Below are 22233 nucleotides of genomic sequence, written 5' to 3'. Positions count from 1 at the left end.
GTATGCCCGGAATTCACGAAACCCAGCGGTTGCCTTACAGCGCCCAGCAGATGTTCGACCTTGTTGCGGACGTCGGCCGCTATCAGGAATTCCTTCCCTGGGTGGTGGCCACCCGCGTGAAGTCTGACACCGAAACCGAGATGGTCGCGGACATGCTTGTCGGTTTCAAGGCTTTGCGGGAAAAATTCACTTCGCGTGTCGAGAAGGTGCACCCGCGAGAGATCAAGGTGCATTATGTGGATGGTCCGATGAAGGATCTCCACAACCACTGGATCTTCCACCCCGTGGATGCCCATAGCTGCGACATCGAGTTCGACGTGCGCTTCAGCTTCCGCAACGCCCTGTTCGAGAAACTGGCCGGCCAGTATTTCGACAAGGCCTTCCGCAAGATGGTCGCGGCATTCGAAACCCGCGCACACGAGCTTTACGGCGAACCGGTCTGATTAAAGCTTAAACCCCGTCGTCCCGGACTTGATCCGGGACCGCTGGCCGAGCCGCGCCTTGCTCGCAGTCGAGCGCCTAAAGACTGCCAGCGGTCCCGGATCAAGTCCGGGACGACGGCTCAGCGTCGTGGATGCCTCATCAAGCTCTGCTCAATCGGCATAAGCCGGCAGCTCGGTCCCCGGCAACAGCAACTCCAGTGCCACCACGGCTGCATGATGGCGGATTTCCGCCCGGCTCGCGCCCGCAATCAGCTTCTGCTCGGCATGGACCTCTTCCTCGCCGCGATGGGCGCGGGCGAATACCACCGTGCCGACGGGTTTGAGGTCGCTGCCACCTTCCGGTCCGGCGATGCCGCTGATGGCCACGGCGACATCGGCATGGCTATGCGCGATCGCGCCTTGCGCCATGGCCCAGGCCGTTGCCGGCGAGACGGCGCCCAGCGTGTCGATGATATCGGAAGGAACGCCCAGCATCTCCTGCTTCGACTCGTTCGAATAGGTCACGAAGCCGCGGTCCAGCACGGCCGAGGAGCCTGGCACTTCGGTCAGTGCCGCGCAGACGAGGCCGCCGGTGCAACTCTCGGCCAGCGCGACCTTGCGCCCCAGCGCCTTGTTCTCCGCAATCACGCGTGCGGCGAGGTCGTAGAGATCCTGAGGAAAAAGAATGTCGCCGGGCATGTCAGTCCTTGCAGAGCGAGAAGCCGCCGAGCTTCGCCTTGCCGGGCGCCACTTCGTCGGCCTTTGAGGTGACTTCTAGGAGCAGCGCGATCAGGCCGGCGGTGTTTTCCGGCGGAAGCGGGGAAAGCAGGTCCAGCGCGAGATCGACCTTGTCGCAGGACTTAAGCGGAAGCTCCTGAGAAATAAGGCCTTCAACCGTTATATCCACCAGCGGGCGAAGCGATTCGTCCGGCAGGTTACGGGTGAACTCGCCCATTTGCGCATTCTTGCTGGAACCGAGCTTGAGGAAAGCCGCCTTCGCTTCGGGCCAGTAGCGGGCCTTCTGCGTGGAATAGCGGGTGACCAGTTCGGCGCCGTGATTGCGCAGGAACGAATCGCTTGGCAGCACCTGGGCGCAGCGCTTGCTGGTGCCGGAAATGACTTGCGGAAGGGCATAGCCGAATAGCGAACGGGCCTCGGCCTTGGTCAGGCACGACTGCTGGGCACTGGCGACGCCAGGCACGATTGCCAGCGCGGAGGCCAGAACGAGGGTAAAGGTTTTGCGCATCGTCATCTCCTTACATCCGTATCAGGCTGACGGCGGCCTGACAGGCGATTCCTTCCGACCTGCCGGTGAAACCCAGCTTCTCGGTAGTGGTTGCCTTCACGCTGATCAGCGACCGGTCCACGGCTAGGATTTCCGCAAGACGCGCGCGCATGGCGTCGCGGTGCGGGCCGATCTTGGGCGCCTCGCAGATGATCGTGACATCGGCATTGCCCAATGCATACCCGGCCTCGGCGACGAGCTTCCCGGCATGCGCGAGAAAGCGATCGGATGCGGCGCCTTTCCATTGCGGGTCGCTGGGCGGAAAGTGCTGGCCGATATCGCCCCGGCCGACCGCGCCGAGCATGGCATCGACAAGGGCATGGATGGCGACGTCGGCATCGCTGTGGCCGGAGAGGCCGTGGCTATGTTCGATCCGGACGCCGCAGAGCCAGAGTTCCTCGCCCTCTTCGAGACGGTGGACGTCGTAGCCGGTGCCGACGCGGATCGGTGGGACGCCGGTTGCGTTATGGGTCGCGAAATCGGCGGCGAAAGTGAGCTTGTGCAAGGCTTCGTCTCCTTCGACGAGCGCGATCTGGATGCCGGAGGCCTGCGCCACCTGGGCGTCGTCTCCCGCCCTGGTCGGACCTTCCCAGGCGCGATGGGCGGCCAGGATTTCCACGAAGCGGAAGGCCTGCGGGGTCTGCACCCGGCGGAGATCCTCGCGGCGGGCAGGCGCTCCCATCAGTTCGGTGGCATGCTCGCATTCGACATGGGCGAGACTGTCGACGACGGGCAGCACCGGAATCGCGCCAGATCTGCTGGCCAGCGCGTCCACTAGCCGATCGATCACTGCCGGAGGGAGCACGGGGCGGGCGGCATCGTGGATCAGTACGAGCTCAGGTGCGCTGCCGACCAGTACCTCCAGGCCAAGCCGGACCGATTCCTGCCGCGTCTCGCCGCCGTTGGTAAAGATGATGCCGGGTATCCCGTCGAGAGCCCGTGCGGCCATATCCTCCGCGCCCGCAGGGATCACGACGAGTACCGGTGCCACCCCCGCGGCGGCAAGGGCTTCCACCGAATGGCGGACTACCGGCTTGCCGCGCCACGGGGCGAACTGCTTGGGCACGGGCTGGCCCGCGCGCACGCCCTTGCCCGCGGCCACGACGATAGCGGCAGTCGAAGGGTGGGAGAGGGGGCGCTGGGGCGTTTCTGACTGGTCTTGCGACATTGTCGTTGCCGGTAATCGCTTGCCGAGCAGAGGGCAATCCACTATGCGCTGCCTGTTTTTTAGGCACACGTTCGTTTCTCAGGCAATATCCGGTTCGCGCAATGAAGACTCTGCCCACTCCCCCGGCTCTCAAGCCGATCAAGGTCGGTCCCGTGACGATCGACTGTCCGGTCGTGCTCGCGCCGATGACAGGCGTATCGGACCTGCCGTTCCGCCGCATGGTGCGCGAATTCGGGTCTGGCCTGAACGTCACCGAGATGATCGCCAGCCCGGCCGCGATCCGTGAGACGCGGGTATCGCTCCAGAAGGCGATGTGGGACCAGGCCGAGGATCCGGTGTCGATGCAGCTGGTGGGCTGCGATCCCGAGCAGATGGCGGAGGCCGCCAAACTGGTCGAGGATCGCGGCGCGGCGATAATCGACATCAACATGGGCTGCCCCGTCCGCAAGGTCGTCAATGGCGATGCCGGGTCCGCGCTGATGCGCGACGTGCCGCTCGCCACGCGCCTGATCGAGGCGACGGTCAAGGCCGTGAAGGTGCCGGTGACGGTGAAGATGCGCATGGGCTGGTGCCATGACAGCCTCAACGCGCCCGAGCTTGCCCGCATCGCCGAGGATCTGGGCGCGCAGATGATCACGGTCCATGGCCGCACCCGCAACCAGATGTACAAGGGCTCGGCCGACTGGGGTTTCGTGCGCGGCGTGAAGGAAGCGGTTTCGATCCCCGTCATCGTCAATGGCGATATCCTGGATATCGAGGATGCAGCCGCCGCTCTGGAACAATCCGGCGCCGATGGCCTGATGATCGGGCGCGGTTCCTACGGCAAGCCCTGGATCCTCGCCAAGGTCATGCAGTGGTGGCGCGGCAACGGACTGATGGAAGAGCCGGATTTCGGTCAGCAGTACGAGATCATCCGTCGTCATTACGAAGACATGCTCTCGCACTACGGCAGCGATACCGGGGTGAAGATGGCGCGCAAGCACCTGGGCTGGTACATCAAGGGCATCAAGGGGTCGGCCGAATTCCGCAATCGCATCAACTTCGTCAACGAGCCCGATGAAGTCCTGCGCTCGCTTGCCGAATTCTACGCGCCCTATCGCGATCAGGGCAGCAAAACCCCGTCCACTCGTCTCCAGGCTGCATGAGCCCCCCGCCTGCGGCCCCGCAAAAGACAACGCCTGCGGCCTCGCAAAGGATATTGCCTGCCGCGTCGCGACTGCTCGCGAGCCTGCCGCAGGCCGTCGTGCTGCTGGAGCCGGGGTTGCGGATTGCCTCGCTCAATCCCGCTGCCGAGCAGTTCTTCGGCCAGTCCCTGCGGTTGCTTGTCGGTACGACCCTGGAGGACGTGCTGAGTTTTTCCGACCAGCGCCTGCGTGATCGTCTGGCGGACTATGAAACGCCAGTCTCGGCGCGCGAGGTCGTGGTGACGGTCAAAGGGCGCGGGGTTCGGCGCATCGACATCAATGTCGCGCCCGTGGCGGACACACCGGGCTGGCAGCTTCTGACGATCCACGACAACACCGCAACCGAGGCGCTGGGAGACGATTCCGGAGGGCCCGACAATGCCGTGCTGCGCGGGCCGGAGATCATGGCGCACGAGATCAAGAATCCCCTGGCGGGCATTCGCGGCGCCGCCCAGCTTTTGGCCCGCAAGGTCGCGGACAAGGATCGCGCCCTGACCGAATTGATCACGCTGGAGGTCGACAGGATCGCCAGCCTGATCGACCAGATGCAGAAGCTCAGTCGCCGTACCACCGCGCCGGTGGAGCCCTGCAACCTTCACCAGGCGGCCCGACGAGCACTCGACGTGCTCACCGCCGCCAACGAAGGGCGGCCCCAGCGCATGAAGGTGATCGAGGAGTTCGACCCTTCCTTACCGTCGGTCCTGGGCAGTCCGGACGCGCTGGTTCAGGTGATCATCAACCTGATCGCCAATGCGCTGGAAGCCTGCGGCAGCGAGCCGTCTCCGCGGGTGTCGATCCGAACCCGCTTCGCCAGCGGGCTTCAGCTTCATACCAGCGATTCGGGTGAGCCTGTGCGGCTTCCCATCGAGCTGCGCGTGACCGACAATGGCCCCGGCGTCGACCAGGCCATGCGCGATCACATCTTCGAGCCGTTCGTCACCACCAAGAAATCCGGGCAGGGGCTCGGTCTGCCGCTGGTCCGCAAGCTGGTGCGCGACATGAACGGACGCATTACCCATGAACGGGACGAGGAGGGGGGGCTGACGCACTTCCGCGTCCATCTGCCGCTGGCGGACGAAACCCGCGGCCGCTTTTCGAGAAGGAGGCCGGCGGCATGAGCGTCCTGCTCGTCGAGGACGATCTTTCGATCGCCATCGTCATCACCGCCGCGCTCGAGGCGGAAGGCTTCGGCGTGGTTCATTGCCAGTCGATCGCGGAACGCGACCGCCTCTTGGGCCAAGGATCGTACCAGGCACTCGTCACCGACGTCATGCTGCCGGACGGTGACGGCATCGAGACGATCGATCGCGTTCGCACGCTTCATCCCGCACTGCCCATCGTCATCCTTTCGGCCCAGAACACGCTCGACACCGCCGTCCGCGCGACGGACACCGGAGCCTTCGAGTATTTCCCGAAGCCCTTCGATATCGACGAACTGGCGCGGACGGTCCGGCAGGCGGCGGGCGCCGGGCAGGGTACGCCTCCCGAGGGAGAGGAACCGCTGGGCGACGGTCTGCCCCTGGTCGGCAGAAGCACGGCGATGCAGACGGTCTTCCGCATGATCACGCGCGTATTGCGCAACGATCTGACGGTGCTGATCCTGGGCGAATCCGGCACGGGCAAGGAATTGGTCGCCGAAGCCGTGCACAATCTGGGTCATCGCCGCACGGGGCCTTTCGTCGCGGTCAATACGGCGGCCATTCCGGCCGACCTGATCGAGAGCGAACTTTTCGGTCACGAGAAAGGCGCCTTCACGGGGGCAGTGGCGCGCCATGTCGGCAAGTTCGAGCAGGCTGCCGGCGGAACGCTGTTCCTGGACGAGATCGGCGACATGCCGATGCAGGCGCAGACCCGCCTGTTGCGGGCGCTTCAGTCCGGCACGGTGCGGCGTGTCGGCGGCCGGGAGGAAATCCAGCTCGACGTGCGGATCATTGCCGCCACCAACAAGGATCTCGAACCCGAGATCGCCTCCGGGCGTTTCCGCGAGGATCTCTACTATCGGCTCAATGTCGTGCCGATCCACATGCCCCCGCTTCGCGACCGGCGCGACGATATCGAGGTGCTTGCCCGGCACTTCCTTCAGCACGCCGCCAACGAGGGGCTTCCGCGCCGCCAGCTCACGGTCGAGGCCGTGGATCTGCTGCGGCGCCAGCCCTGGCGAGGCAATGTCCGGGAACTGAAGAACTTCATCTATCGACTGGCGCTCCTGGCCCGCGAGGATGCGATCGATCCGGACAGCATCCTGCCCTTGCTTGCGGTAGAGACGACGCCCCTGCCGTCCGATGGGCTGGGAGAAGCCGGGGGCGATCTCGCACAGGCGGTGACGCGCTGGCTGGCCGAGGAACGTCCGGCCAACGGCACGATCTATCAGGCCGCTGCGGCGGCGTTCGAGCGGCCTCTCTTTGCCGAAGTGCTCAAGGAAACCGGTGGAAATCAGCTCCGTGCAGCTCAGGCGCTCGGCATAAATCGCAACACCCTGCGCAAACGCCTCAGCGAACTGGCGCTCGACCCCGAGGAATTCGCTCGTCGATGATGATGCGGCATTGATGGATTTGCTCTTGCAAAGTGGCAACACTAGCGTTGTAACGGTGCAACGATGAGCGAGTTGATGGTCCACAAACGCGCCTGGCCGCGATGGTGGCGGCGTATGCAGGTTGCTGCGCGGCGCGCGAACTTCTTCGCCATCATGGAAGTGCTTTCGATCGCGGCATTCCTGGTGATGACCGCCATCACCTGGATCGCGCTCAACTTCCGGAACGAGGGACAACTACTGCCCTCGAACCTCACCGCGACGCTGCTGATCGGCACCCTGGTGCCGGCGATGGCGATCCTGGTGCTGCTCGGCCGGCGCATGGCGCTGCGCCGCGCCGCCGAGAACATCGGCGGCACGGGCCAGATGCACGTAAGGCTCGTCTTCATCTTCTCGCTGATTTCTGCCGTACCGACCCTGCTCGTGGTGGTTTTCGCATCCTGGCTGTTCCAGTCCGGCGTGGAGTTCTGGTTCTCGGACTCTTCGCGCGGCTTGATCGAAAACGCGAACAAACTGGCGCGCGGTTATTACGAACAGACCCAGCGCGACGTCGGCTACGAATCCGTCGCGATGGCCGTCGATACCCGGAAGCAGCTTTCGGAATCGCCCGTCATCAGCGAAAAGTTCCAGCGCTTCTTCGGGGGCCAGGTTTACAGGCGAAACCTCTCGGTAGCAGCGATCATCCAGGTCGCAAGCGATGGCACTCAGCGGACCGCAATCATCGTCGATCCTGAAGGAAAGACCGACGACAAGAGGATCACCACGGAAGCGCAGGAACGCCTGGCAAAGGGCGAACTATGGGTGGTCACCTCCAACAACGATCGCGTCGTGGCCATCGCCCCGATCGACAGGGATGCCGGCGTCTACCTCTATGCCGCGCGAAGTTCCGATCTGCTCGCTCTCAGTCAGGGGCAGCGGGCGGAAAACGCCGAGAACATCGTTCAGGCCTACGAAGTGGTGACCAACCGGGCGCGCGTGTATCAGTTGCGGTTCAACGTCGCGCTGTTCATCGCCTCGCTGGCTCTCGTCGGGCTCGCGGTCTGGTTCGCGCTGCGCTTCGCGGACAGGCAGGTCAAGCCGCTCTACGAGCTGGTGGACGCCGCGCGCCGGGTGGGCAGCGGCAACTTCGCGTTGCGGATCGAGGGACGGACCGGCGCCGACGAGATCGGCTTGCTCAACCGCGCCTTCAACCGCATGACCGCGCAGATCGAAAAGCAGACGCAGGCGCTGCTCGGCGCCAATCGTCAGTTGCACGAACGCCGTGTCTTCATCGAGGCGGTGCTGGAATCGGTTACCTCGGGGATCATCTCGCTCGATACCGAGGGCCGTATCCTGCTGCTGAACAGCACGGCGCAGAAACTGCTGACGATGCGGGCGGAAATTCCCGAGGACATGCCGCTTGCCGATCTGGCGCCGCAGATGGCCGCCTTGATCGAGCAGGGCAGTTCCGGCGGTCTGGTCCAGTACAACCGCAACGGCGATCTCCTGACGTTCGCGGTGAAGGTCAGCCGCGACGCGACCGGCCATGTCATCACCTTCGAGGACATCACCCGCCAGCTTCTAGACCAGCGCACCGCTGCCTGGTCGGACGTGGCCCGCCGCATCGCGCATGAGATCAAGAACCCGCTCACGCCTATCCAGCTTGCTACCGAGCGTCTCAGCCGTCGCTATCGCAAGCAGATCGTCGACAATCCCGAACTTTTCGAAGACCTTACCCGCACGATCATCCGCCAGGTGGGGGAACTGCGGAAGATGGTCGACGAGTTTTCGTCTTTCGCGCGTCTGCCGAAGCCGGTGTTCCGTTCGGAAGATCCGGTGGCGCTTACCCGCCAGGCGCTGTTCCTCCAGGAAGTGGCGCGGCCGGACGTCGATTTCCGGTTCAGAAGCGACGCCGCTGTCGGCACCATCGATTGCGACCGACATCAATACGGCCAGGCGATGACCAACGTGCTCAAGAACGCCGTCGAAGCCATCGAGGCGAAAGCCAAGGAAGCCGACGCGGACTATCGCGGCGCCATCGCCGTAGCCGTCGAGGCGCTGCCCGACGCCATTCTCGTGCGCATTGCCGACAACGGCATCGGTCTCTCGCAGGATCGCGAGCGGATCATCGAGCCTTACGTGACCACGCGCGAAAAGGGCACGGGGCTCGGCCTCGCCATCGTCAACAAGATCATCGAGGAACACGGCGGAGAAATGCTGTTCCTGCCCACTCCCGGCGGCGGGACCACGGTGACGATGCGCTTCGCCGCCGATCCGCTTGCGCAGACCTCTGCAACGGGTGGCTCCGCAACCGGTACCCGCAAGCAGGAAGCCGCCGAATGATGTCGGCCTGTCGCAACCTGCTTTCCCCATCCATCACCCTCACAAAGAAGACAAAGTCATGGCTCTCGAAATCCTGATCGTCGACGACGAGCGCGACATCCGTGAACTGGTCGCAGGCGTGCTTAGCGATGAAGGCTACGAATGCCGCACCGCCGGAGACAGCGAGGCCGCGTTGGCCGCGATCGACGCTCGCCGTCCGTCGCTGGTGCTGCTGGACGTTTGGCTTCACGGCAGCCCGATGGACGGCCTCGAAGTCTTGGACGCCATCAAGGCCCGCGAACCGGAATTGCCGGTGATCATCTTCTCGGGTCATGGCAATATCGATACGGCCGTCGCCGCGATCAGCCGGGGCGCGGTGGACTTCATCGAAAAGCCCTTCGAAGCGGAAAAGCTGCTTCATCTCGTCGGCCGTGCCACCGAAACCGAGCGCCTGCGCCGCGAAAACGCGCAGCTTCGCCACGACTTCTCCACCGGAGAGGAGTTCACCGGATCGAGCGGGGCCATCAATCAGGTCCGCGCCACGTTGAAGCGCGTGGCCAACACCGGCAGCCGCCTGCTGATCACCGGCCCGGCCGGCTCCGGCAAGGAAGTCGCCGCGCGCCTGCTCCATGCCTGGAGCCCGCGCGCCGGGAACGCCTTCGTCAGCGTCAATTCCGCCCGCATCACCCCGGAACGCTTCGAACAGGAGCTGTTCGGCGAAGAGGCTGACGGCGCATTGATCCGTCCAGGCCTGCTGGAGACTGCCGACAGCGGAACGCTCTACTTCGATGAAGTGGCGGACATGCCGCTCTCGACCCAGGCTCGCATCCTGCGCGTGCTGACGGACCAGGCTTTCGTTCGTGTCGGCGGCACGCGCCAGATCCGCGTGGATGTGCGGGTCGTTTCGTCCACTTCGCGCGATCTTGAAAAGGAAATCGCCGAGCGCCGTTTCCGTGAAGACCTGTTCTACCGCCTCAACGTGGTCCCGGTGACGATCCCCGCTCTCCGAGAGCGCCGGGACGACATTCCGGCCCTGATCGACCACTTTTTCGCGCGCTATGCCAACGAGCAAGGCGTTTCCCCGCCGCAGGTAAGCCCCGAAGCCATGACCGCGCTCCAGGCCTACGAATGGCCGGGCAACGTGCGCCAGCTTCGCAACGTGGTGGAGCGGACCGTGATCATGGCCCCACGTGAGAAGCTGTCGAGGATCGAGGCGGACATGCTGCCGCCGGAAATCTTCAACAGTCGTGGCAATGGGGATGCAGGCGTTTCGGTGATGATGAGCGCGCCCCTGCGTGAGGCGCGGGAAAGCTTCGAGCGTGAATACCTGCGTGTGCAGATACGCCGTTTTTCCGGAAATATCTCGAAGACGGCTTCATTCATCGGGATGGAGCGCTCGGCACTTCATCGCAAGCTCAAGCTGCTCGGCATGGCCGATCGGCGCGAGGGCGAACTGGACAGCGAAGAGCCGATCTGACCTTATATCATTCGGAATCCAGCTTTTTCGAGGCTCGATTTTCGATAATCCGAAACCCGTCGCAAGCGCTTTTTGCGAACGTGTCACAAGAATGCTACATTTTCTGCGTTTACTGCACTGCAGCAACTGGGTAGATTCCGATTCGAGAACGGTCTCGGGAAGTTCCGATGGCCAGATCGCGGACCGCAAAGCGGCCGCCAAAAAGAAGGAGAAATGATATGGCCGGCCGTACGCTGACCGCTCGTCCGCGAACCTCGTCCCCCGAGGCCGAAGTCGAAACCGAAGCCGCGCAGCCCGCGCCGGCAGTTGCACCTCCGCCGATCTCGGCCGGTACATCGGCAGGGAAGGGGCAGAACCTTCAGGACCAGTTCCTAAACCTCCTGCGCAAGAACAAGACGCCGGTGACCATGTTCCTGGTCAAGGGTGTGAAGTTGCAGGGAATAGTCACCTGGTTCGACAATTTCTCCATTCTTCTGCGCCGCGATGGTCAGTCGCAGCTCGTTTACAAGCACGCGATCTCTACGATCATGCCCTCGACCCCGGTCGATGCGCGCCAGTTTTCCAGCGGCGCCGACAATGGCAAGAAGACGCGTGTCCTTCAGGACGTGTTCCTTTCCAGCATTCGCAATGCCGGCGTTCAGGTCACCATGTTCCTGATCAATGGCGTGATGTTGCAGGGCCGTGTCGCCGCCTATGACCTGTTCTGCATGCTGCTGGAACGCGAAGGCTACGTGCAGCTTGCCTACAAGCATGCCGTTTCGACGATTCAGCCCGTGACTCCGGTCGATCTTCAGGCGCATGAAGAAGCCGAAGACTGAACAACACCGGAAGCTGAACTGATTTGAACGACGAACTCAAGGGCGAGGTCACGCGCGGCGCGCGTGCCCTCGTCGTCTATCCGCAGATGCGTGGCCCCCAGTCTCGATCGGGATCTCGATCAGGCTGGGATCTCGATCCCGAGGCGCGTCTCGAAGAGGCCAAGGGCCTTGCCGCAGCGATCGGCCTGGTCGTGGTGGAAGCCATGGCGATCCCGATTCGCGAACCGCGCGCCGGCACGCTTTTCGGCGAGGGCCAGATACAGAACATCTCGGTCGCCTGCGAACTCAACGAGGCGGAGCTGATCATCGTCGATGGCTCGCTGTCGGCGATCCAGCAGCGCAACCTCGAAGAAAAGTTCAAGCGCAAGGTCATCGATCGCACCGGGCTGATCCTCGAAATCTTCGGCGAACGCGCGGCAACCGCCGAAGGGCGGCTCCAGGTCGAACTTGCGCATCTGGACTACCAGGCGGGTCGCCTCGTTCGCAGTTGGACTCACCTGGAACGCCAGCGCGGTGGTTTCGGCTTCCTGGGTGGTCCGGGCGAAACGCAGATCGAGGCCGATCGTCGCATGATCCGCGATCGCATGGCCAAGATCCGGCGCGAACTGGAGCAAGTGCGCCGGACGCGCGGCTTGCACCGTGATCGCCGGGAAAAGGCGCCTTGGCCGATCGTCGCGCTAGTGGGCTATACCAACGCTGGAAAATCCACGTTGTTCAATCGCTTGACCGGGGCCGATGTCATGGCGGAAGACTTGCTCTTCGCCACGCTCGACCCCACGATGCGCGCAATCCGTCTTCCGGCGGTCGAAAAGGCGATCCTTTCGGATACCGTGGGATTCATTTCCGACCTTCCGACCCAGCTGGTCGCGGCCTTCCGCGCCACCCTGGAGGAAGTGAACGCCGCAGACGTCATTCTTCACGTTCGCGATATTGCCAACCCCGATACGGAATCGCAAAAGCGCCAGGTTCTGGAAGTCCTGGCGGACCTTGGCGTGGTGGACGGGCAGGGCGAGGATGCGGGCGATGAAGAGGTCGCAGCATCGATCCCGATCATCGAAGTCTGGAACAAGTGGGATCTGCTCACCCCCACCCAAGCTGCCGACATGCGCGAAGCCATGGCGCAGCGGCCGGACGAGATCATCGTGCCGGCCTCCGCGCGCACGGGCATGGGGTGCGACTTCCTGCTGGAAACGGTTGGCGCCACGCTGACATCGGGAGCCAAGGTCTATACCTTCGTGCTTTCCGCCAGCGATGGCCAGCGCATTGCCTTCTTGCATGCGCGTGGCGAAGTCTTGTCGGAAGAAGACGCAGGCGAGAGTGAGGAGGGGCCGATGCTGCGCCTCCAGGTTCGTCTTGCCGAGCGAGAACTAGGGCGTTTCAGCGCGCTCTGACGTCTTTACCGCCTGCCAGTAGGCCTCCTGCTCATCCAGCGGGAGGCCTTCGAATGACTTGCCATCGCGGTTCGCGAAGGCTTCCATGGCACGGAAACGACGTTCGAACTTGGCATTGGCCGCGCGCAGGGCGTCTTCCGGCGCGATGCCGTTCAACCGCACAAGGTTGACGGCCGCAAACAACAGGTCACCGGCTTCTTCCAGCTTTTCGGCTTCGGAGGCTTCGGCGAGTTCCGCCATTTCCTCGTGCACTTTCTCGGCCGCACCGCTTGGGTCGGGCCAATCGAAACCGACACGCGCCGCTCGTTTCTGGAGCTTTTCAGCGCGCATGAGAGCGGGCAACGAGATCGCTACGCCGTCTACCGCACTTGTTTCGCCTTTGGCGTGGCGTTCCTTGGCCTTGACCTTTTCCCAACGCTCCGTCTGGGCATCTCCGCTGGCGTCATCGCCGAATATATGAGGGTGGCGCACTTCCAGCTTGGTCGAGATCGCGTCCGCGACATCGCCGAACGCGAAATGGCCGTCTTCCTCGGCCATGCGGGCATGAAACACGACCTGGAGCAGCAGGTCGCCAAGCTCGTCGCGCAAGCCGACCAGATCCTCGCGCGCAATGGCATCGGCGACTTCATAGGCTTCCTCTATCGTATAGGGCGCGATCGTCGCGAAATTTTGCGCGAGATCCCATTCGCAACCCGACACCGGATCGCGCAGGCGCGCCATGATGGACAAGAGGCGATCGAGCTGTTGATGGCGAGGTTCGGTCATGAGGATCGATAATACATCTTATGTTAAATCATGGGCGGAAAGGCCGGTGATCTGGCGATCCGACAGCTACTGTCGGATCTGGAAACCGCTGATCTGGATGATGAGCACCAGGCCAATGATGATCGCTGCCCATATCAGTGCGAGCTTGATCGTGGTCGCTCTGGGCATGGAGCGGAACCGGGAATGGCTTGTGGCGAGGACGAGCGCGCCGATCACGGATAGGATGCCGACGATCAGTCCTGCCTGGCTCATGGTTCGATCACCATCCCATCGAATGCCACCCGAACGTTTTCGGGTACTTCGGCGCAGAGTGTGGCATAATCCATGCTCTTGTCGAGATGGGTCAGCACAGCCTGGCCCACACGGCAGACTTCTGCCACTTCCAGAGCCATGCCCAGATGAGCATGCGTCCGATGCGGTTCGCGGCGCAGGCAATCCACTACGAGCAGATCGGCGCCGTAGCACAAGTCGATCATGCCTCGCGTGATCTCGCTGAAGTCCGTCATGTAGCACACCGACTTGCCGTCGCAGTCGAACCGGAAACCCGTCGATTCCGCCGGTCCATGGGGCATTTGTACATGGTCTACCCGGAAGCCCTCGCAGAGCCTCATGGTGTCCAGATTATCCAGGGAAATCAGCGTGGGATAGCCGTATTGCCCGGCGAAAACATAACCAAAGCGCTGGCGAAGGCGCCGGACCGTTTCGGCATTGGAAAAGCCCGGAATAGGTCCGGCACGGCCGTAACGGAGTGGACGCAGGTCGTCGATGCCATGGCAATGATCGGCGTGATCGTGCGTCCAGAAAACCGCGTCGATCCGATGGATATCGTTTGCTAGCAGTTGGGCGCGCAAGTCGGTCGGCGTGTCTACGAGGATGCGGCTTCCCGCATCGCTCTCCAACAGGATGGCAACCCGTGTGCGGCGGTTTTTCGGTTCGTTGGGGTCGCAGAGGCCCCAGTCCGCACCGAACTCGCCGCCGAGGCGTGGAACCCCGGTAGACGTCCCGCTGCCAAGAATCGTGACTTTCACGCCGCCGCTTTCGTGAACAGATTGAAGAAGTTTCGGGTGGTTGCTTCCCCCAGCTGCTCGACGGGAATGCCGCGTAAGTCGGCAACGAACCTCGCGGTATCGGCCGTGTAGGCTGGCTGACAAGACTTGCCGCGATGGGGCACCGGCGCGAGGAACGGTGAATCCGTTTCGACCAGAATGCGATCTTCAGGAATGGTCGCAACAACGTCCTGCAAGTCTTTGGCATTCTTGAAGGTCACGATTCCCGATATCGAGATCGACAGCCCCAGACCCAGAACTTTGCGACCGAATTCCGCGCTGGCAGTGAAGCAGTGGATCAGAGCCGGAAAAGCCCCCTTCTCCATTTCCTCTTCCAGGATCCGAAGCGTATCCGCCTCGGCATCGCGGGTGTGGATGATCACGGGAAGTCCGGTTTTCCGCGCCACCACGATATGCGTGCGGAACAGTGCTTGCTGAACCTCGCGGTCGGACTTGTCGTAATAATAGTCCAGCCCGGTTTCCCCGATGCCGATCACCTTGAGATGACGGGTGGCTTCGAGAAGCGCTCCCTCACCCAGATCGGCGTGCTGGTCCGCTTCATGCGGGTGAATGCCGACCGAGGCCCAGACGTCGGGATGCCGGGCGGCCGTGGCGACCACCCTCTCCCACTCGCTGCGTCGGGTCGAGATGTTCAGAAATCCGCGAATGCCGGCCGAACGCGCACGGTCGAGAACGCCCTCCTGATCCTCGACGAGTCCTTCGTATTCGAGATGGCAATGCGAATCGATAAGCATCACGCGCCTGCTTCCTCCGGCAGTTCAAGGCGGGGAAATACGCCGACTGGCTTGTCCACCTTGAAGCCCGACGCGACGAGCGTCGCGAACCAGTCTCCATCTGCAAGCGCGGCATAATCCCTTGCTTCAGGGGCGACGCCCATCTGGTCCAGCAGCTTGTCGATGGAAGCCGGCACGACGGGACGAACGGCAAGCGCCAGATCCCTGACGACGCGGAACAGCATCATCAGCACGGCTTCCATGCGCTCGGGGTCGGATTTCCGAAGCGCCCAGGGCGCCTGCTCATCGACATACTGGTTGCAGGCGAAAACGGCGCGCATCCAGGCTTCCAGGCCTTCACTGAATGCCATTTCCTCAAAGCTTTTGCGCAGGCCCGCGATGCCTTCAGCGACGGCGGCGAGCAGTGCTGCATCGGCATCCGTTTCGGGAAGGCCGGCCTTAATATCTCCATCCATGTTCTTGAAAATCATGGAAAGGCTTCGCTGTGCGAGATTGCCGAAACTGTTTGCCAATTCAGCATTGGCGCGGGTCACGATCGCTTCGGATGACCAGGAGCCATCCTGCCCGAACGCGACTTCGCGCAGGAAGAAATAGCGCAAGGTGTCGACGCCGAAGGTCTCTGCAAGGCCGATGGGGTCGGTTACATTACCGAGCGACTTCGATTCCTTCTGCCCGCGATTGAGCAGGAAGCCATGCCCGAACACCTGCCTCGGCAGGGCCAGGCCGGCGCTCATCAGGAACGCGGGCCAATAGACGGTATGGAAGCGAACGATGTCCTTGCCGATGAGGTGGACGTCGGCGGGCCAGAACTTGGCGAAATCACCGCCTTCCTCAGGGAAGCCAAGGCCGGTGAGGTAATTGGTCAGGGCATCGACCCAGACGTACATCACATGGTTTTCGCTGCCTGGAACCTTGATCCCCCAGTCAAAGCTGGTGCGCGATACCGAAAGGTCGCGCAGGCCGCCTTCGACGAAACGCAGGATTTCGTTCTTGCGCGTTTCGGGGCGAATGAAGTCGGTCGAGGTGTAAAGCTCGATCAGTTTGTCCTGGTAGCGCGAGAGCCGGAAAAACCAGGATTCCTCGACGGTCCATTCCACCGGCGTGCCTTGCGGGGAGAGCTTCGCGCCGTTCTCGCCCACGACAAGCTCGCTTTCGTCGTAGTAGGCTTCGTCGCGCACCGAGTACCAGCCCTCGTAGCGATCCAGGTACAAGTCGCCGTTGGCTTCAATCCGGCGCCATAGTTCCTGGGTCGCTGCATGGTGACGCGGTTCGGTCGTGCGGATGAAAACATCGTAATCGATGTTCAAAGCGTCGCACATATCCCTGAAATGACCGGACATTTCGGTCGCCAGTTCCGCAGGCGTGATGCCCAGGTCGCGCGCTTTCTGCGCCATCTTCAGGCCATGCTCGTCCGTGCCGGTCTGGAACCGGACATCGAAGCCTTCCGCCTTTTTGAAGCGCGAGATGACGTCTGCGGCGATGGCTTCATAGGCATGGCCGATATGCGGCTTGCCGTTGGGATAGCTGATCGCGGTCGTGATGTAATAGGGCTCGCCCATGCGGCGTCGGGCTTTCTTTGCAGGAGTTTCTAGCGAACCGCCTCTCTAGGCATCGCTGTCGAAGCCAGCAACCCGCCAATTTCCATAATGAGCAAGCCCGCTTCGAAATTATACGTAGGCGCTTGGGTGGAAAGCCGCGTCAAAGTGCCGTGCGCCTCTATGAGGCGTTTCTGGCGCGCGGGCGATGCGGCGGCCAGCGAATTGGCAAGCGCCGTCCGTGCAAGTTCCAGGGTTGCCAGTTGCCGCTCCCGCGCCGGTCGCGCGCCCATTTCTTCGGCCAGGCGGCCGCGCAAGTGGTACTCGGAATCGCCCTGATCGAGAATCCGCATCATCAAGCCGTGAATTTGGCCGAGATCGTGCTCGACGAAGCTCAGGGCCACGCCTGGCGCGCCATGCGATGCGGCGATCGCGGCGCGCCTGGTCTCACTATCGGCCTGCGGCAGGTCGCGGCGGATCACCGCGTCTAGCTCGTTCTCGTCGAGCGCGGCAAAGCGCAGGATCCGACAGCGCGAACGTATCGTCGGCAGCAATCGGCCGGGTTGATGCGCCAGCAGAAGGAAGTACGTTCCGGCGGGAGGCTCCTCCAGGGCCTTGAGCAAGGCATTGACGGCACTTTTTTCCATGTCGTCGGCGGGATCTATGATGATCGCGCGGCGATCGCCCATGGTCGGCTTCGTGGCGAGGCGCCGGATCATCTCGCGAACCTGGTCGACCGAGATGTTGCGCTTGGTCTGGTAGGGCTTTCCTTCGGCCTTTTTCTTGGCCTCGTCGTCGTTGGCAGGCAGATGCTCCAGAACGTGAATGTCCGGGTGCTTTTCTGGATCCGGACGGGCATCGCCGGGCGTTCGAACCAGTTCTGCCGCAGCGGTGCGGGCGAAGGCTGCCTTGCCGAGCCCTTTGCCTCCCGCGAACAGCCAGGCATGATGCATGCGTTCGGAAGCCAGAGCCGCGAGCCACTCCTGCCACGCCGCCCTCTGCCCGATGAACGGCAGGTCCGCGCTCATGGGTGCTGGTCCAGCGCTGCAAGAATGCGGGCGCAAGTCTCTTCGGGCGTACCGTCGCCGTCGATGCGGGCGAAACGAGCCGGTTCAGCATTCGCAAAGCCCGAGAAGGCCTGCGAAACGCGGCTGTGATAGGCCGCTTCGCGACCGCCGATACGGTCGGTGCCGTCGACGTCGCGCAAGGCGAGCCGCGCGGCCGCGATTTTGGGCGAGACTTCTATCAGCACGGTGACATCCGGCAGGAGGCCTTCGCTGCCGATCCCGTGGAGGGTGCGGATATCGGCATCCGACAGGCCGCCGCCACCGCCCTGGTATGCCCGGCTCGAATCGAGGAACCGGTCGCAAATCACCCAGGCGCCGCGTTCAAGCGCCGGCCGGATCAGCTTTTCGACATGGTCCGAACGCGCGGCGGCGAACAACAGCGCCTCCGCGCGCGGGCCCCAGCCACCCTGCTCGTCCGCATCGTCGCCGCCGACGCCATGGAGAAGCAGCGCGCGGATCGCTTCGGCTCCGGCCGTACCGCCCGGTTCGCGGGTCGTTACGACATCTATGCCCTTTGCGCGCAGGGCATCCGCCAAGAGGCGCGACTGGGTTGACTTGCCCGCCCCTTCCCCGCCTTCCAGCGCAATGAATCGTCCTCGGATCATGAGAAGAAGCTGATAAGCCCGTTCATCAATCTGTCCAGCGGTCCGGCGACGCCCACGTCCTTGCCGGCGTAGAGCGGGACGTGACCGGGAGCGAGGCCTTCGACCTTGATTTCAAGTTCGCCGACCTGATCGCCCTTGCGGATCGGGGCCACCAGCGGCCCCTTGTAATGTATCGCCACCGAAATCTTCTCGTGACCGCCCTTCGGCAAGGTCGCGTGGACTTCACGGTTGGCGACGAGCGGGACCGATCGCGCATCGCCACCCTGCACCTTGGCCTGACCTACCGGCTGCCCCTGGTCGAAGAGGTGGCGCGCGTCCCAAGCGGAGAAGCCCCATTCCAGCAGGGCCTTGGCAGCGTCGTCCCTCACCTTGGGCAGCGGCGAGGCAGCCAGCATCATGACCAGTCGGCGGCCGCCGCGCTCTGCCGTGCCGAGGAAATTGTAGCCTGCCTCGCGCGTGTAGCCGGTCTTGATGCCGTCCGCGCCGGGCACGACGCCCACGGTGGGATCGTGGCTGCGCATGGCGACGTCGCGCCAGAGGTAGCGCTTCACGCCGGAGAACTCGTGATAAAGCTGCGGATGCCGCGTGATCATGGCGTCGGCCAGTTTCACCATGTCGCTGGCGGTGATGTAGGTATGGCCGTCGTCCATCCAGCCGTTCGGCGTGTGGTAATGGCTGCCCGTCATGCCGATGCGCCGTGCTGCGGCGTTCATCATGTCCGTCCATGCCCCGACGCTACCGGCATAACCTTCCGCCAGCACCACGGCCCCGTCGTTGGACGACGCTGTCATGACCCCATGAAGCAAATCACGGGCGGTAGGTTTATCCTTTTCCGTCAGGTACATGGAAGTACCTTTTGCGAACCATTCCTTCGCCGTTTCAGGACGGACGGAGAACTGCCTGTCCAGGCTGAGACGGCCGGCGTCGATCTCTTCGAAGGCGACGAAGGCGGTCATGACCTTGGTGACCGAAGCGGGAAGAAACGGCACGTCCGGCCGCCGCTGCACGAGCACCTGACCCGAGCCGATATCGACGAGGATGCTGACCGGGATCGGTGCCAGTTCGGGCGGCGGCGTGGGGATTGCAGCGCCCGCGGGGCCGGGAATGCCCGCGGCGACGAGGCTTGCCGGGGCGGCGAACAGGAGGACGGATTTCAGGAAGGATTTCAAGACGCAACTTCTCCCGCACGCCCAGGACAGGCGCGGTGGCGACGCGCGAAACGACCCTTTATCAATCCGCGCGCTGGATTCGTGCGTCGCTATACCCTGCCGCCCTGGCCTTCTCCAGCGCTGCGGCAGCTTGTGCACGATTTGCGAAGGGGCCCATGGTCACACGCCAGAATTTGCCGCTCCGAGTTATCGTGGCCTCGAGCTTCGCAGCGGTCCTGCGCGCATTTTCCTCCACCGCAAAGGCGCCGACTTGCACGATGTGCGCGTCTTTCGTCGTTGCCGCCATTCGGACGGAAGGCGCGCGGACTGCCGGTGCGATGGCGGGCGGCGGCAGAGCGCTCTGGACCGGGGCGACCGGGCCCGTCTTCGGGGCGGAAAGGCGCCGGGCTTCGTCCCCGACGTTTGCGAACGGCTTGTTCGGCATCGTCGGCGGCGTGGATGGCGGTGGTTGGAGCGGTGCCTGTTCCACCAGTTTCCGGCGCAGAACCTTCAAAAGCCCTTCCGGCGTTTCCATGCGCTCGGGAACCCTGCCGCCACTCCGGAGCGCCGAACGTTCGACTTCCGGCGGATTGACGCGTCGCACCCGGATCGGCGCGCGAATGCCCGGCGTGAAGCCGAGTTGCGAAGCTGCGTCAGGCGAGAGTTCCAGCAAGGTGTCATTGGCCATGGGCCCGCGTCTTTCGAGGCGGACGAGAATGGTACGGCCACTATCCAGTGCGGTCACTTCGACGTAGCTCGGCAAAGGGAGCGTCTTGTGCGCGGCGCTCACCCCGGTTCCGGCACCGACCGCGCCATAGCCCACGGCATCGTAGTTGAGCTGGTCGGCCGGCGTCCAGGTCGTGGTGCCGATGACGAAAGGCTCGCCCACCACTATCGGGTAATCCCCTGCCTGTTCTGTCGCAGCCCGGCCTGTCATAGCCGGGGCTGCCGCTGCCGTTGCCGTTGTCAGAAACGCTCCGGCGAGCAGCCAGGAACGGTTAGCGGGCAATCTCATCTGCAAGCAATCCTACGGACAACGCATAATAATTGGAGCAGTTGTACTGAAGGATGACGCGATAATTACCGGTTAACAGATAGGCGGGCGTGCCGGGCCCATCCGGCTGAAACAGCGATGTGAGCACGTCCCCGGCTAGCGCCCGCTGCGGTGATACACCCAGCGCGCGCCATTCGGATACGGTCTTCCACTGGCCATGGCGCGCATGGACGCGGTCGCAACTGGGCGCGGAAAGCTTGCTTGAATAGGCATTCGCGCTGAAGCCGGGCGGCAACGATACCGGAACGCCCCAGGGTTGACCGGGACGCCACCCGGCATCGCGGAAGTAGTTGGCGATAGATGCGATCGTATCCGCCGGGCTCGTGAAGATGTCCCGCGTGCCATTGCCGTCGCCATCGACGGCCAGCTTCAGGTAAACGCTGGGCAGGAACTGCGGATAGCCGAAGGCCCCAGCCCAACTGCCCTTGAGGCGATAGGTGGGAACGCCCTGGTCGACCATCTTGAGCAAGGCGATCAGCTCGCCTTCGAACAGGGCGCGACGGCGCCCTTCCCAGGCCAGCGTCGCGAGCGAGCGGGCCAGGTCGAAGTCTCCCACGTAACTGCCGTAGTTCGTCTCATGGCCCCAGATGGCGAAAAGCATCGGTGCCGGAACGCCATAGCGTCGCTCGATGCTGGGCAGGAGTCCGGAAAGCTCGGAGTAGCGGGACCGCCCCCGAGCAATGATGCTGGGACCGACGTGCTGGGCGATATAGGGCGCCACCGGTGGCGGCGTAGTGGAGCGGCTCGGCTGCGCGGAATCGAGTTCGATGACCCGCTGGTTCGGCACGAGCCCTGTCAACACGCGCGATATCGTGGCGCTGCTCACACCCTCGCGGCGGGCCTTTGCTCCCACGGTTTGCAGATAGCCTTCGAAAGTCTGCCCCGCGACGGTCTGTGGGGGTGAGCTTTGCGCGATGCTTTGCACGACCGGCTGCGCATCGATCGACGCGGTCGGGACCAGGGCGAGAACAGCTGCAAGGAGGGGACGGCGCAGGTAACGGAGCTTCGAGGATAGAGTCATCCCTGCAAACCTTGCACAATGCGGCGGTCTTGCAAATGCCCGATCCACATCTGACGGGGACAGTTGCCGCAAGCGAACGGCCTTCCGTCCCATTCGTCCCGTGCTCATGGCGCCCATTCCATGCACAACCGCTTTCAGTGGAGGCTTGCAAGCGGCTCCGATTCCTCTATTCGCTCTCTCGAACGGACAGGTGGCCGAGTGGTTTAAGGCAGCGGTCTTGAAAACCGCCGTGGGTGGAAGCTCACCGTGGGTTCGAATCCCACCCTGTCCGCCAAGTGGCCTTCCCAAGACATCTCATAAAGTCCTGAATAACCGCTGATTTCCGCGGAAAATTCTGGTATCCTTAAGATCCCCGCTTGTTCCGCCACTGGCCAAAGCGCACGGGGTGCAAATGGGGGTATCGATCCGGCATGTGGGGTATCGGTGTTCACGAACAAACAGGCGGCAAAATGCAAGCCCAAGGAGAAGCCCTAAAAGCTTCCTGATTCGGGCGGCTTTATCTTTACGTCGCTAAAACCGGGCTGAAATCCTGGAGGATGAAGTTCAGGTTTGACGGTAAGCCAGATGTACCGGCCGACGCCCCGCGCCGCGCTCATCGGCACGACCTGAACCGCACCGGGATTGCCGGAGGCCAGTTTTCTTAAATTAGGCAGCCAGTGGG

At 63.2% G+C, this 22233-nt stretch carries 22 protein-coding genes and 1 tRNA gene; 9 read left to right on the top strand and 14 right to left on the bottom strand.

Going from position 1 to position 22233, the window contains the following annotated elements; translation table 11 throughout:
- The first annotated feature begins 2 nt into the window (after positions 1 to 2).
- Entirely contained in the window at positions 3 to 443 is a 441-nt protein-coding gene (locus RT424_RS15770; protein ID WP_313440225.1) for a type II toxin-antitoxin system RatA family toxin, read from the top strand.
- A 150-nt stretch (positions 444 to 593) separates the two neighbouring features.
- Here the strand turns inward: RT424_RS15770 and RT424_RS15765 are convergent, their stop codons facing one another.
- Genes RT424_RS15765 through RT424_RS15755 form a run of 3 tightly spaced genes read right to left on the bottom strand, consistent with a single transcriptional unit; the run spans position 594 to position 2875 of the window.
- Entirely contained in the window at positions 594 to 1121 is a 528-nt protein-coding gene (locus RT424_RS15765; RefSeq protein ID WP_313440224.1) for a CinA family protein, read from the bottom strand.
- A 1-nt stretch (position 1122) separates the two neighbouring features.
- Positions 1123 to 1668: a hypothetical protein gene (locus RT424_RS15760; RefSeq protein ID WP_313440223.1), complete on the bottom strand. Its 546-nt coding sequence runs from the start codon at positions 1666 to 1668 to the stop codon at positions 1123 to 1125.
- A gap of 10 nt (positions 1669 to 1678) precedes the next feature.
- Positions 1679 to 2875 carry a bifunctional 2-C-methyl-D-erythritol 4-phosphate cytidylyltransferase/2-C-methyl-D-erythritol 2,4-cyclodiphosphate synthase gene (locus RT424_RS15755; protein ID WP_313440222.1) on the bottom strand — a complete coding sequence of 399 codons (1197 nt, stop codon included), beginning with the start codon at positions 2873 to 2875 and terminating at the stop codon, positions 1679 to 1681.
- Between the two features lie 101 nt (positions 2876 to 2976).
- Here RT424_RS15755 and dusB point away from each other — a divergent pair, with 101 nt between their 5' ends.
- From dusB to hflX, 7 genes are all read left to right on the top strand, one after another.
- Positions 2977 to 4020: a tRNA dihydrouridine synthase DusB gene (dusB, locus tag RT424_RS15750; protein WP_313440221.1), complete on the top strand. Its 1044-nt coding sequence runs from the start codon at positions 2977 to 2979 to the stop codon at positions 4018 to 4020.
- Positions 4017 to 5177 (top strand): ATP-binding protein, encoded by a 1161-nt coding sequence (locus RT424_RS15745; RefSeq protein WP_313440219.1) that lies wholly within the window; start codon positions 4017 to 4019, stop codon positions 5175 to 5177. The genes dusB and RT424_RS15745 overlap by 4 nt, the downstream gene beginning before the upstream one ends.
- Positions 5174 to 6592: a sigma-54 dependent transcriptional regulator gene (locus tag RT424_RS15740; RefSeq protein ID WP_313440217.1), complete on the top strand. Its 1419-nt coding sequence runs from the start codon at positions 5174 to 5176 to the stop codon at positions 6590 to 6592. The genes RT424_RS15745 and RT424_RS15740 overlap by 4 nt, the downstream gene beginning before the upstream one ends.
- A 114-nt stretch (positions 6593 to 6706) precedes the next feature.
- The gene (locus RT424_RS15735; RefSeq protein WP_313440254.1) at positions 6707 to 8911 is read left to right on the top strand and encodes an ATP-binding protein; all 2205 of its coding nucleotides are present in this window, start codon (positions 6707 to 6709) and stop codon (positions 8909 to 8911) included.
- Between the two features lie 58 nt (positions 8912 to 8969).
- On the top strand, positions 8970 to 10367 hold the full coding sequence (locus tag RT424_RS15730; RefSeq protein ID WP_313440215.1) for a sigma-54 dependent transcriptional regulator: 1398 nt from the start codon (positions 8970 to 8972) through the stop codon (positions 10365 to 10367).
- Between the two features lie 218 nt (positions 10368 to 10585).
- Positions 10586 to 11185: an RNA chaperone Hfq gene (gene hfq, locus RT424_RS15725; protein WP_313440213.1), complete on the top strand. Its 600-nt coding sequence runs from the start codon at positions 10586 to 10588 to the stop codon at positions 11183 to 11185.
- 23 nt (positions 11186 to 11208) lie between these two features.
- Entirely contained in the window at positions 11209 to 12576 is a 1368-nt protein-coding gene (hflX, locus tag RT424_RS15720) for a GTPase HflX (RefSeq protein WP_313440211.1), read from the top strand.
- Here hflX and mazG read toward each other — a convergent pair.
- From mazG to RT424_RS15670, 10 genes are all read right to left on the bottom strand, one after another.
- Positions 12553 to 13341 (bottom strand): nucleoside triphosphate pyrophosphohydrolase, encoded by a 789-nt coding sequence (gene mazG, locus RT424_RS15715; protein WP_313440209.1) that lies wholly within the window; start codon positions 13339 to 13341, stop codon positions 12553 to 12555. The two genes, hflX and mazG, sit on opposite strands and share 24 nt — an antisense overlap.
- A 66-nt stretch (positions 13342 to 13407) precedes the next feature.
- A complete protein-coding gene (locus RT424_RS15710; protein ID WP_313440207.1) occupies positions 13408 to 13593 on the bottom strand; it encodes a hypothetical protein in 186 nt (61 codons plus the stop codon).
- Complete coding sequence (locus tag RT424_RS15705; protein ID WP_313440205.1) at positions 13590 to 14369, bottom strand: MBL fold metallo-hydrolase; 780 nt, start codon at positions 14367 to 14369, stop codon at positions 13590 to 13592. Before RT424_RS15705 ends, RT424_RS15710 begins: the two co-directional genes overlap by 4 nt.
- Entirely contained in the window at positions 14366 to 15142 is a 777-nt protein-coding gene (locus tag RT424_RS15700) for a TatD family hydrolase (RefSeq protein WP_313440252.1), read from the bottom strand. Before RT424_RS15700 ends, RT424_RS15705 begins: the two co-directional genes overlap by 4 nt.
- A complete protein-coding gene (gene metG, locus RT424_RS15695) occupies positions 15142 to 16701 on the bottom strand; it encodes a methionine--tRNA ligase (protein ID WP_313440203.1) in 1560 nt (519 codons plus the stop codon). The genes RT424_RS15700 and metG overlap by 1 nt, the downstream gene beginning before the upstream one ends.
- 29 nt (positions 16702 to 16730) lie before the next feature.
- Positions 16731 to 17705: an AAA family ATPase gene (locus RT424_RS15690; RefSeq protein WP_313440201.1), complete on the bottom strand. Its 975-nt coding sequence runs from the start codon at positions 17703 to 17705 to the stop codon at positions 16731 to 16733.
- Entirely contained in the window at positions 17702 to 18349 is a 648-nt protein-coding gene (tmk, locus tag RT424_RS15685) for a dTMP kinase (RefSeq protein ID WP_313440200.1), read from the bottom strand. Before tmk ends, RT424_RS15690 begins: the two co-directional genes overlap by 4 nt.
- Positions 18346 to 19518, bottom strand: a complete 1173-nt coding sequence (locus RT424_RS15680) for a D-alanyl-D-alanine carboxypeptidase family protein (protein WP_313440198.1) — start codon at positions 19516 to 19518, stop codon at positions 18346 to 18348. Before RT424_RS15680 ends, tmk begins: the two co-directional genes overlap by 4 nt.
- A 61-nt stretch (positions 19519 to 19579) precedes the next feature.
- Positions 19580 to 20512, bottom strand: coding sequence for an SPOR domain-containing protein (locus RT424_RS15675; RefSeq protein ID WP_313440196.1), 933 nt, complete (start codon positions 20510 to 20512; stop codon positions 19580 to 19582).
- Positions 20496 to 21572 carry a lytic murein transglycosylase gene (locus RT424_RS15670; RefSeq protein ID WP_313440194.1) on the bottom strand — a complete coding sequence of 359 codons (1077 nt, stop codon included), beginning with the start codon at positions 21570 to 21572 and terminating at the stop codon, positions 20496 to 20498. Before RT424_RS15670 ends, RT424_RS15675 begins: the two co-directional genes overlap by 17 nt.
- Positions 21573 to 21756: 184 nt before the next feature.
- Here RT424_RS15670 and RT424_RS15665 point away from each other — a divergent pair.
- Positions 21757 to 21846: transfer RNA gene (locus tag RT424_RS15665), tRNA-Ser, on the top strand.
- A 196-nt stretch (positions 21847 to 22042) separates the two neighbouring features.
- Here the strand turns inward: RT424_RS15665 and RT424_RS15660 are convergent.
- The coding region (locus RT424_RS15660; protein WP_313440192.1) for a hypothetical protein at positions 22043 to 22233 on the bottom strand (191 nt) is incomplete at its 5' end.

The organism is Novosphingobium sp., assembly GCF_032093395.1.
Classification (GTDB): domain Bacteria; phylum Pseudomonadota; class Alphaproteobacteria; order Sphingomonadales; family Sphingomonadaceae; genus Novosphingobium.
This window is presented reverse-complemented; position numbering and strand designations above follow the sequence as displayed.